The following is an 11,409-nucleotide window of genomic DNA, read 5'->3' on the forward strand; positions in this document are numbered from 1 at the left end:
GAGCATCATCCTTACATTCGATGGGTTTTCTTACGCTCAACGATAATGTATTTTTATTCACAAATAATGCATGAATATTGATACTATCACGACCCGAGGTGTGTCAACAATGAAAAACAAATTACCGCCCTTTATCGAGATTTACCGCGCGCTGATCGCCACACCCTCCATCAGCGCAACCGAAGAGGCGTTGGATCAAAGCAATGAGTCTTTAATCAATTTACTGGCTGGCTGGTTCCGCGATATCGGCTTTAATGTTGAAGTTCAGCCAGTCCCGGACACGCGCAATAAATTCAACCTGCTGGCCAGCAGCGGCCACGGCGCTGGCGGCCTGCTGCTTGCCGGGCACACCGATACCGTCCCGTTTGATGATGGCCGCTGGACCCGCGACCCTTTTACCCTGACCGAGCACGACAATAAGCTGTATGGTCTCGGCACCGCGGATATGAAAGGCTTCTTCGCTTTTATTCTTGACGCCCTGCGCGACGTTGACGTCACTCAGTTGAAAAAGCCGCTCTATATTCTGGCGACGGCCGATGAAGAGACCAGCATGGCCGGCGCCCGCTACTTCGCCGAGACGACCCAGCTGCGACCGGATTGCGCCATTATCGGCGAGCCCACATCGCTGCAGCCGATACGCGCGCACAAAGGCCACATGTCCAACGCGGTTCGCATTCAGGGGCAGTCGGGCCACTCCAGCGACCCGGCACGCGGCGTCAACGCGATTGAACTGATGCACGACGCCATTGGCCGCATCATGCAGCTGCGCGACGACTTAAAAGAGCGTTATCACTATGCCGCCTTTACCGTTCCCTGGCCGACGCTGAATCTCGGCGCCATCCACGGCGGCGATGCCTCCAACCGCATTTGCGCCTGCTGCGAACTGCATATGGATATTCGTCCGCTGCCTGGAATGACGCTCAACGATCTCAACGGGCTGCTGAACGAGGCGCTGGCGCCGGTGAGCGAGCGCTGGCCTGGCCGCCTGACCGTTTCTGAACTGCATCCGCCGATCCCCGGTTACGAATGTCCGCCGGACCATAAACTGGTTGAGGTCGTAGAAAAACTCCTCGGCGCGCAAACCGACGTGGTGAACTACTGTACCGAAGCGCCGTTTATTCAGACCCTCTGCCCGACGCTGGTATTAGGCCCGGGCTCTATCAACCAGGCCCACCAGCCGGATGAGTACCTGGAAACGCGCTTTATTAAGCCGACCCGCGAGCTCATCACTCAGGTGGTCCACCATTTTTGCTGGCATTAAATACGCATCCTCTCGGGCGATTTCATCGACGCGAGAGGGTGACAATTATCACATTTTCATAAGCAACACTTATCAAGCGACCTCCGAGTTAAATTTCGCAAATTGCCGCCATTTATTCGTTTGCTGAAGCGATTTCGCAACAATTGACGTGGGGGTTTTTACGTGGCTTTATAAAAGACGGTTGCTTATCCACTGCTCAAATTATCGAGCGCCGGATATAACAAAATAAAATGAGATGGGGTGTCTGGGGTAACATGAACGAACAATATTCCGCTTTGCGTAGTAATGTCAGTATGCTCGGTAAGGTGCTGGGCGACACCATCAAGGATGCGCTAGGAGAAAACATTCTTGATCGTGTCGAAACTATCCGTAAGTTGTCCAAATCTTCTCGCGCTGGCAATGAAGCCAACCGCCAGGAACTGCTCACCACGTTGCAAAACTTGTCCAACGACGAGCTGCTGCCGGTGGCGCGCGCCTTTAGCCAGTTTCTGAACCTGGCGAATACCGCTGAGCAATACCACAGCATTTCGCCAAAAGGCGAAGCGGCCAGTAATCCTGAAGTGATTGCCCGCACCCTGAGAAAGCTTAAAGAGCAACCCGACCTCAACGAAAACATTATTAAGCAAGCCGTTGAATCCCTGTCGCTGGAACTGGTGCTGACCGCGCACCCGACCGAAATCACGCGTCGTACGCTGATCCATAAGATGGGTGAAATCAACAGCTGCCTGAAGCAGCTCGATAACAACGACATTGCGGACTATGAACGTCATCAGGTCATGCGCCGTCTGCGCCAGCTGATTGCCCAGTCGTGGCACACCGATGAAATCCGCAAACATCGCCCGACCCCGGTGGATGAAGCGAAATGGGGCTTCGCGGTTGTTGAAAATAGCCTGTGGGAAGGCGTGCCAAACTACCTGCGCGAGCTGAATGAACAGCTGGAAGACAACCTGAACTATCGGCTGCCGGTCGACTTTGTTCCGGTTCGCTTTACTTCCTGGATGGGCGGCGACCGCGACGGCAACCCGAACGTGACCGCCGACATTACCCGCCACGTCTTGCTGCTCAGCCGCTGGAAAGCAACCGATCTGTTCCTGAAAGACGTCCAGGTGCTGATTTCCGAGCTATCGATGGTCGAGTGCACCGATGAGCTGCGCGATCTGGCCGGCGCGGAAGGCGCGCAGGAACCCTATCGTTACCTGATGAAAAAGCTGCGCACGCAGCTGATGGAGACGCAGGCCTGGCTGGAGGCGCGCCTGAAAGGGCAGAAACTGCCGAAACCTGCGGGTCTTATCACGCAAAACGAGCAGCTGTGGGAACCGCTTTACGCCTGTTACCAGTCGCTACAAGCCTGCGGCATGGGCATTATCGCCAATGGCGAGCTGCTCGACACCCTGCGCCGCGTAAAAGCCTTTGGCGTACCGCTGGTGCGTATCGATATCCGTCAGGAAAGTACCCGCCACACCGAAGCGCTGGGCGAAATGACCCGCTATCTCGGCATCGGCGACTATGAAAGCTGGTCAGAAGCCGATAAACAGGCCTTCCTGATCCGCGAACTGAACTCCAAACGCCCTCTGCTGCCGCGCCAGTGGGAGCCAAGCGAAGAAACTCGCGAAGTGCTTGAGACGTGCAAAGTGATCGCCGAAGCGCCGCGCGGCTCGATTGCGGCCTACGTGATTTCGATGGCCAAAACGCCGTCTGACGTCCTGGCTGTGCATCTGCTGCTGAAAGAGGCCGGTATCGGCTTCGCGCTGCCGGTCGCTCCGCTGTTCGAAACCCTGGACGACCTGAATAACGCCGACGACGTCATGACCCAGTTGCTGAATATCGACTGGTATCGCGGCTTTATCCAGGGCAAACAGATGGTCATGATTGGCTACTCCGACTCGGCGAAAGATGCGGGGGTTATGGCCGCTTCCTGGGCGCAGTACCAGGCGCAGGACGCCTTAATTAAGACCTGTGAAAAAGCCGGTATTGAGCTGACCCTGTTCCACGGTCGCGGCGGTTCTATCGGTCGCGGCGGCGCGCCGGCGCACGCGGCCCTGCTCTCTCAGCCTCCGGGAAGCCTGAAAGGCGGCCTGCGCGTCACCGAACAGGGCGAGATGATCCGCTTTAAATACGGCCTGCCGGAAGTCACCATCAGCAGCCTGTCGCTCTATACCAGCGCGATTCTGGAAGCCAACCTGCTGCCGCCGCCGGAGCCCAAAGCGCAATGGCGCGACATCATGGCCGAGCTGTCAGACGTCTCCTGCGAGATGTACCGCGGCTACGTGCGTGAAAATAAAGATTTTGTTCCTTATTTCCGTTCCGCAACGCCGGAGCAGGAGCTGGGTAAACTGCCGCTGGGCTCGCGTCCGGCCAAACGTCGCCCGACCGGCGGCGTCGAGTCGCTACGCGCCATTCCGTGGATCTTCGCGTGGACGCAGAACCGCCTGATGCTGCCAGCCTGGCTGGGCGCCGGCGCCGCGTTGCAAAAAGTCGTCGAAGGCGGCAAGCAGAGCGATCTGGAAAGCATGTGCCGCGACTGGCCGTTCTTCTCGACCCGCCTCGGCATGCTGGAGATGGTCTACTCAAAAGCCGACCTGTGGCTGGCGGAATATTACGATCAGCGTCTGGTGAAACCAGAACTGTGGAAGCTCGGCGAAGAGCTGCGCAAACTGCTGTCCGCCGATATTAACGTGGTGCTGGCCATCGCCAACGACTCCCACCTGATGGCGGACCTGCCGTGGATCGCGGAGTCTATTCAGTTGCGTAATATCTATACCGACCCGCTGAACGTGCTCCAGGCCGAGCTGCTGCACCGTTCGCGTCTGGCAGAAGAGAAAGGCGAAAAACCGGATCCGCGCGTTGAACAAGCGCTGATGGTCACCATCGCCGGCGTCGCGGCAGGTATGCGTAATACCGGCTAGTTCGCCTTGAGAAACCTGTAGCCCGGCTAAGCGTAGCGCGAGCCGGGTTAAAAACCGTAGCTCCGGTAAGCATCGCGTTTACCGGAGCTATTTTTTATTAGTGGTGCAGCATTTCGTCGACAATCTGCTCTTTATGCAGCGCATAAGGATAGTAGGTTGGCCAGTTATCCATCTCTTTCAGCAGCGCTTCCTGGGACTCATTGCCCATAAAGATGTGGAAATGCTGGGACTTGCGTGGCGCGATGGTGTGATCGCTAAACTGAACAAACTTCGGCGCTTTTGAATCCGCCTGCTGGCATTCGAACAGGTAGCGCACGCCTTTTTTACCGGATGCGTAGGTCAGAATTTTGTAACCGGAATAGCTGTACTTACAGGCGTTGACGGTTTTCCCGACGTGAAACTCCATGACGTTATCCTCGATACCAATCTGGTCGACATCGGTAGCGTAGCCCTTCTTATAATATTCCCGATATTCCGCCACGCTTTTACCGGCCTTTTTGGCCTTCTGCTCCAGAACCGGATCTAAATCCCCGTTCAGCAGATAGGGGTTAACCGACTGCCAGATCCCCTCCCAGTCGCTCAGCGCCCTGTCCTTTACGTCCTGGTCAGCAAAAATGCCTTCACTCGCCTTTTGTTCCGCTTCGGTCAGCGCCGGGCCATGACTATGGTGACCGTGGGCAAAAGCCTGGCTGCTCGCCATTACCATGCCAATGCCAAACGCTAGGGCGGAAATCTTTTTGGTCATCACTCTCTCCTGAGTTTATGTTTGCAATAATATGTTACGATATAACATATCAAACAAATTTTACAATACACTTCGCAGAAAAACCGCGCGGCTTTTCCCTCTGCCAGTTTGTTAGGTATGATGAAAAAAGATCGCATTACGCGGAGAGAGAATGGATAGCGACATTAATCAGGTCATTGATTCTTTTGTTAAAGGCCCGGCGGTCGTGGGAAAGATTCGCTTTTCCACCGAGACCAGGCCAGCTTCTGAGAATGCGCTATGCGTCGATTTTCCGCGCCTCGAAATCATGCTTGCGGGTCAGCTTCACGATCCGGCGATTAAAGCCGATCGCGCCCAGCTCATGCCGCACGATGTGCTGTATATTCCCGCTGGCGGATGGAATGACCCGCAATGGCTGGCGCCCTCCACTCTGCTCACTATCTTATTTGGTAAACAGCAGCTGGAATTCGTCCTGCGCCACTGGGACGGCAGCGCGCTTAACGTGCTGGATAAACAGCAGGTTCCGCGCCGCGGTCCCCGGGTCGGCTCTTTTCTGCTGCAGGCGCTGAATGAAATGCAGATGCAGCCGCGGGAGCAGCACACGGCCCGCTTTATTGTCACCAGCCTGCTCAGCCACTGTGCCGATCTGCTGGGCAGCCAGGTACAAACCTCATCGCGCAGCCAGGCGCTTTTTGAAGCGATTCGTAAGCATATTGACGCCCACTTTGCCGACCCGTTAACTCGGGAGTCGGTGGCGCAGGCGTTTTATCTCTCGCCAAACTATCTATCCCACCTGTTCCAGAAATGCGGGCCAATGGGCTTTAACGAGTATCTGAATCACATCCGCCTGGAGCAGGCCAGAATGCTGTTAAAAGGCCACGATATGAAAGTGAAAGATATCGCCCACGCCTGCGGTTTCGCCGACAGCAACTACTTCTGCCGCCTGTTTCGCAAAAACACCGAACGCTCGCCGTCGGAGTATCGCCGTCAATATCACAGCCAGCTGACGGAAAAAACAGCCCCGGCAAAAAACTAGACTTTTGTGTGTTAAACCTGACTTTTGTGCGCGCTTTTATTCCGGCCTTAATCCGGATGACGGGATAAACGTGATCTAAATCATCCTTACTCATAATGCGTACATTTATCCAGTTTTTGGCAAATTTGTCATCTGGCGACCCGTCGAGTGAAAGCCGTATTCTTACCTCAACGACACTACCGAATTAAGCACTGAGGAAAGCATCATGGAACTCTATCTGGACACCGCAAACGTAGCAGAAGTTGAACGCCTGGCACGTATCTATCCGCTGGCTGGAGTCACCACCAACCCCAGCATTATCGCTGCCGGTAAAACGCCGGTTTGGGATGTTCTGCCGCGCCTGCAAAAAGCCGTCGGCCCGGAAGGTATTTTGTTCGCCCAGACCATGAGCCGCGACGCGCAGGGCATGGTGGAGGAAGCCAAACGCCTGAGCAACGCCGTCCCCGGTATTGTAGTAAAAATTCCGGTGACTGCTGAAGGCCTTGCCGCTATCAAGTTGTTGAAAAAAGAAGGCATCCCTACGCTTGGCACAGCGGTCTACAGCGCCTCTCAGGGTCTGCTGGCCGCGCTCGCTGGGGCAAAATACGTTGCGCCTTACGTGAACCGCGTCGACGCCCAGGGCGGTGACGGCATCCGTATGGTCCAGGAACTGCAATCCCTGCTGGAACTGCATGCGCCGGAAAGCAAAGTGCTGGCCGCCAGCTTTAAGACGCCTCGTCAGGCTCTGGACTGCCTGTTAGCCGGTTGCGAAGCTATTACCCTTCCGTTAGACGTAGCGCAACAAATGCTCGGTACCCCTGCGGTAGAGTCAGCCATTGAGAAGTTTGAGCAGGACTGGAATAACGCCTTTGGAACTCTGAACCTGTAACCCGATCGGCGAGCCGCCCAGGGGGGTGGCATCACGGTCATCCAGGAGGAATAGAAATGGATCGCATTATTCAATCACCCGGTAAGTATATTCAGGGCGCGGACGCAATGACTCGCCTTGGCGGCTACCTCAAACCGCTGGCTGAACGCTGGCTCATCGTTGGCGATAAATTTGTCCTCGGTTTTGCCGAAGAAAAACTGCGTAAAAGCCTGGCGGATGCTGGGCTGGTCGGCGAAATCGCTCCATTTGGCGGTGAATGCTCACACAATGAAATCAATCGCTTGCGTGGTATCGCCGATTCTGCCCAATGCACAGCCGTGCTCGGTATCGGCGGCGGCAAGACGCTGGATACCGCAAAAGCATTAGCACATTTTATGAATCTTCCGGTGGTTATTGCGCCGACGATTGCCTCTACCGATGCGCCGTGCAGCGCACTCTCGGTCATCTATTCCGATGATGGCGAGTTTGATAGCTATCTGATGCTGCCGCGCAACCCGAACATGGTGATTGTTGACACGCAAATCGTTGCTGGGGCCCCGGCACGCCTGCTGGCAGCCGGTATCGGCGATGCGCTGGCGACCTGGTTTGAAGCGCGTGCCTGCTCCCGCAGCGGCGCGACCACTATGGCGGGCGGTAAATGCACCCAGGCGGCGCTGGCGCTGGCTGAACTGTGCTACAACACGCTGATTGAAGAGGGTGAAAAAGCGATGCTGGCGGCAGAGCAGCACGTTGTGACGCCGGCGCTGGAACGGGTGATTGAAGCCAACACCTACCTGAGCGGCGTCGGGTTTGAAAGCGGCGGCCTGGCGGCTGCGCACGCTATTCACAACGGTCTGACCGCCATCCCGGACGCTCACCACTATTATCATGGTGAAAAAGTGGCCTTCGGCACGCTCACGCAGCTGGTTCTGGAAAACGCGCCGGTGGAAGAGATTGAAACGGTGGCAGCGCTGTGCCATAGCGTCGGGCTGCCGATCACCCTGGCGCAGCTGGATATTAAAGCCGATATCCCGGGCAAAATGCGTACCGTGGCGGAAGCCGCCTGCGCGGAAGGTGAAACCATCCACAATATGCCCGGCGGCGCGACGCCGGATCAGGTCTATGCGGCGCTTCTGGTGGCCGACCAGTACGGCCAGCGCTTCCTGCAAGAGTGGGAATAACCCCTCCAGACACGTCCGTCTTTTGACGGACGTGTTCTTTTATGTTCCTTTCACGCCCCATTGCCAGCCAAAACGATGTGTTTTATAGTGCGATTTTCCTTTGGGTGAATCGTAGATATGCAGTCATCAGATCGAAGAATGAGCATTTACGCCATTCTGCAACAGGACAAAAAAGTCGTCGTTAATGAACTCGCCGACAAGTTCGGCGTCACCAAAATGACCATCCGTCGCGACCTCTCTTTCTTTGAAAAACAAGGCATTGTAAAAACAACCTACGGCGGAGCCTATTTAACCAGCGGCGCCAGCGTCGAGCCCAGCTTTCAGCTAAAATCGAGACAAATGGTCGATGATAAGCACCTGATTGGCCAGAAAGCCGCCGGGCAGGTTGAGGACGGCGACACGATCATTATCGACTGTGGCACCACGCCACTGGCGCTCGCCCAGTTTATTTTCGATAAAAAAATCATGGTGATAACCAACTCCGTTCCGGTAGTTAATCTACTGAAAGGAAGAAAAAATATAAAATTGATCGTGGCGCCTGGCGAATATGAAGATGACAGCCAGGGGATGATCTCTTTCAGCACCGCCGATTTCTTTCGTCATATCCATGCCGACAAGGTTTTCCTCAGTACTCAGGGCGTCAACGAACTCGGTGAGTTAACGGTACCCAAAATGACCGACGCCCACGTCAAGCAAGCGCTGATGCGCGCCGGGCGGCAAAAAATCCTGCTGGCGGACAGAAGTAAATTTGGTCAAACGTTCCTTGCGGGCCATGGTCGTCTGGCCGACTTTGACCTCGTTATCAGCCAGACCGGCCTGCCCCCTGATACCCTTTCTCTGATGAAGACGCAAAGCGTACCGCTGCTGCTGGCTGATGGTCACCTCTGATTGCTCAGGCGCCTGGTTTTATCGATCGTACAAGTGTTTCAGCAGGATGCTTTTAAGGAATAACCAGAACACGCGGCGCCGAATAATATGCTTCGACGCCGCAAAGAAAAGAGAGAATAGAAGGAAGCCTGCTTACGCCGGGCGCACGCCCAGCGTGTGGCAAATCGCGTAGCTCATTTCCGCGCGGTTCAGGGTATAGAAGTGGAAATCCTTCACCCCTTCGCGGCTTAGAATCTTCACCATATCCATGGCGATATTCGCCCCTACCAACTGGCGGGTTTCGGCGTCATTGTCCAGACCTTCAAACATTTTCGCCATCCACGTCGGGATACGCACGTTAGTCATATCGGCGAATTTTTTCGCCTGCTTAAAATTAGAGACCGGCAGAATGCCCGGAATAATTTCGACGTCGATACCTGCGGAGACGCAGCGGTCGCGGAAACGCAGGTAGCTTTCCACATCAAAGAAAAACTGGGTAATCGCGCGATTGGCGCCGGCGTCGACCTTGCGCTTCAGATTAAGCAGGTCAGCCTGCGCGCTTTTAGCTTCAGGATGGACTTCCGGATAAGCCGCGACGGAAATATCAAAGTCCCCAACCTCTTTCAGCAGCGTGACCAGGTCGACCGCATACATATCCGGCTTACCGCTCCCCGGCGGCAGGTCGCCACGCAGCGCAACGATATGGCGAATCCCGCTATCCCAGTAATCTTTGGCAATGGTACGCAGCTCATCACGGCTGGCATCGATACAGGTCAGATGCGGCGCGGCTTCCAGACCAGTACGATCTTTAATGCCTTTGATAATGCTATGGGTGCGATCACGTTCACCGGAGTTGGCGCCGTAGGTCACGGAGACAAACTTCGGCTTCAGGCTGCTCAGGCGATCGATGGATTTCCAGAGGGTTTGCTCCATTTCACTGGTGCGCGGCGGAAAGAATTCAAAAGAGACGTTAATCTGGCCCTGTACTTCCGCCAGGCTCTGATTCAGGGCTTCCCGCTGATTGGCGTGAAAAAAGCTCATACCTTACCTCATCAATCGCATTTTATTGTTTGTTGTGTCGCGAACTTCTATACGTTTAGACGTCCAGATGTAAAAATGACGGAAAAGAGCACCGGCGTCAATAGAAAAATCAGCGTAAACAGTGAGGAATATTCAGACAAGATGAAATTAATTCAAGTCGCATTCGCTAAGGTAATGATTTTTCAAGGGCTGCTATCACCCTTTCCCGTAACCCCTCATTTGCGGGCATTGTGACCACGCCCAGCCTAAGCGGAAGCTGCTGGCTGGCATCACGCAGAGAACAAAAAACCACCCCCTGACGCTGGATAGCGGAAAATGATGCCGGCAGGAGGATCATGCCTTCTCCGCGCGCAATGCGCGCCAGCAGAACATCATGCTCGGCGGGCTCCTCCACGTAAGCGGGCGAATAGCCTGCCCGATCAAAAATACGTCGCGTATAGTCAAAAAAATCGGGATTACGCTCGCGTCTAAACCAGAACAGCGGCCGATGATTGAGCGCGCTTAACGCCAGGTCCGCCGTGGCGGCCTCCGGCCAGGATGCGGGTAACGCAGCGATGAGCGGCTCCTGGTAAAACAAAGGATGCAGGTGAAGCCCCTCGGTATTCAGCGGCAGCGCCACCAGCGCCGCATCCAGCTTGCCCTTTCGCACCAGCCGGGCCAGCGCCGGTGATGACTGACGAGTGATATGCAAAGCGCCGGTCTGTTCCCCTAGAGCGGATTCCGCTGCGGCGAAAACGCCCTGTTCAAAGGCCGTCGTCAGCCCCAGTCGCAGAAGCTGCTGCGCAGGCGCCGAGAGCTGGCTCAGCGCCGCCAGGGTGTGCTCCTGAAGCGCCAGCAGCGGCCGAACGATGTCCAGCACCCGTCTTCCCTCGTCGGTAAGGATCAGGCCTTTGGTATGGCGTAAAAACAGCGTCACCCCCAGCTGCGTTTCCAGATGACGAATATGGCGGCTCAGCGGCGGCTGCGAGATAAAGAGCCGCTCTGCGGCCCGGCTGATGTTATTTTCCTCCGCCACCACGGCAAAGTAGCGCAGCAGGCGAATATCGAGGGTATGTAAGCGTGAATTTGTCATGCTTAAAAGGTATCACGAAAAGGGTATTACTCAAGTCCGCTAAACTTCCCTAACCTTCCTCGTAACGCATAATCACACCGAGGAATAGGCTATGAGCAGCGAACGTTATACTACCGGACAAGAAATGCTACAGCGCGTGGACGGCAAAGGCGGCGATGCCGTCGTCAACAGCCTGAAGGATATCGCCCCCGATTTCGCCCGCTATCTGATTGAGTTCCCCTTCGGCGATATTTACGCCAGGCCGGGACTCGATTTACGCAGTCGTGAAATAGCCACCATCGCCGCGCTCACGGCGCTCGGCAACGCCGCGCCGCAGCTAAAAGTGCATATTGCCGCCGGGTTAAATGTCGGGCTGACGCAGGAAGAGATTACGGAAGTTATCATGCAGATGGCGGTCTATGCCGGATTCCCGGCGGCTCTGAACGGTCTGTTTGCCGCCAAAGACGTTTTCGCGGCGCACTAGAGCGAAAAGAC

Annotated in this window: 10 protein-coding genes; 7 read left to right on the forward strand and 3 right to left on the reverse strand. The window is 55.5% G+C overall.

Features of this window, described 5'->3' with window-relative positions:
- Window positions 1–109: 109 nt before the first annotated feature.
- Window positions 110–1,261 (forward strand): acetylornithine deacetylase, encoded by a 1,152-nt coding sequence (argE, locus tag ACE3MN_RS25980; RefSeq protein WP_004127321.1) that lies wholly within the window; start codon window positions 110–112, stop codon window positions 1,259–1,261.
- Window positions 1,262–1,515: 254 nt separating this feature from the next.
- Window positions 1,516–4,167 (forward strand): phosphoenolpyruvate carboxylase, encoded by a 2,652-nt coding sequence (gene ppc, locus ACE3MN_RS25985; RefSeq protein WP_049085917.1) that lies wholly within the window; start codon window positions 1,516–1,518, stop codon window positions 4,165–4,167.
- Window positions 4,168–4,264: 97 nt separating this feature from the next.
- Here ppc and zinT read toward each other — a convergent pair whose 3' ends face one another.
- Window positions 4,265–4,912 (reverse strand): metal-binding protein ZinT, encoded by a 648-nt coding sequence (gene zinT / locus ACE3MN_RS25990; RefSeq protein ID WP_049085918.1) that lies wholly within the window; start codon window positions 4,910–4,912, stop codon window positions 4,265–4,267.
- A 151-nt stretch (window positions 4,913–5,063) separates the two neighbouring features.
- Here zinT and ACE3MN_RS25995 point away from each other — a divergent pair, with 151 nt between their 5' ends.
- From ACE3MN_RS25995 to ACE3MN_RS26010, 4 genes are all read left to right on the forward strand, one after another.
- Window positions 5,064–5,927: an AraC family transcriptional regulator gene (locus tag ACE3MN_RS25995; RefSeq protein ID WP_004870574.1), complete on the forward strand. Its 864-nt coding sequence runs from the start codon at window positions 5,064–5,066 to the stop codon at window positions 5,925–5,927.
- Window positions 5,928–6,132: 205 nt separating this feature from the next.
- Window positions 6,133–6,795, forward strand: a complete 663-nt coding sequence (fsa, locus tag ACE3MN_RS26000; protein ID WP_004107558.1) for a fructose-6-phosphate aldolase — start codon at window positions 6,133–6,135, stop codon at window positions 6,793–6,795.
- Between the two features lie 56 nt (window positions 6,796–6,851).
- Window positions 6,852–7,955, forward strand: a complete 1,104-nt coding sequence (locus tag ACE3MN_RS26005; protein ID WP_024360572.1) for a glycerol dehydrogenase — start codon at window positions 6,852–6,854, stop codon at window positions 7,953–7,955.
- Between the two features lie 138 nt (window positions 7,956–8,093).
- Window positions 8,094–8,843 carry a DeoR/GlpR family DNA-binding transcription regulator gene (locus ACE3MN_RS26010; RefSeq protein ID WP_102650331.1) on the forward strand — a complete coding sequence of 250 codons (750 nt, stop codon included), beginning with the start codon at window positions 8,094–8,096 and terminating at the stop codon, window positions 8,841–8,843.
- Window positions 8,844–8,975: 132 nt separating this feature from the next.
- Here the strand turns inward: ACE3MN_RS26010 and metF are convergent, their stop codons facing one another.
- Window positions 8,976–9,863, reverse strand: a complete 888-nt coding sequence (metF, locus tag ACE3MN_RS26015; protein WP_004870579.1) for a methylenetetrahydrofolate reductase — start codon at window positions 9,861–9,863, stop codon at window positions 8,976–8,978.
- 166 nt (window positions 9,864–10,029) lie between these two features.
- The gene (locus tag ACE3MN_RS26020; RefSeq protein ID WP_102650332.1) at window positions 10,030–10,935 is read right to left on the reverse strand and encodes a LysR family transcriptional regulator; all 906 of its coding nucleotides are present in this window, start codon (window positions 10,933–10,935) and stop codon (window positions 10,030–10,032) included.
- Window positions 10,936–11,026: 91 nt separating this feature from the next.
- Between ACE3MN_RS26020 and ACE3MN_RS26025 the strand changes: the two genes are divergently transcribed.
- The gene (locus ACE3MN_RS26025; RefSeq protein WP_004870583.1) at window positions 11,027–11,398 is read left to right on the forward strand and encodes a carboxymuconolactone decarboxylase family protein; all 372 of its coding nucleotides are present in this window, start codon (window positions 11,027–11,029) and stop codon (window positions 11,396–11,398) included.
- Window positions 11,399–11,409: the final 11 nt, after the last annotated feature.

This window comes from Klebsiella grimontii, assembly GCF_042137965.1.
GTDB classification, from domain to species: domain Bacteria; phylum Pseudomonadota; class Gammaproteobacteria; order Enterobacterales; family Enterobacteriaceae; genus Klebsiella; species Klebsiella grimontii.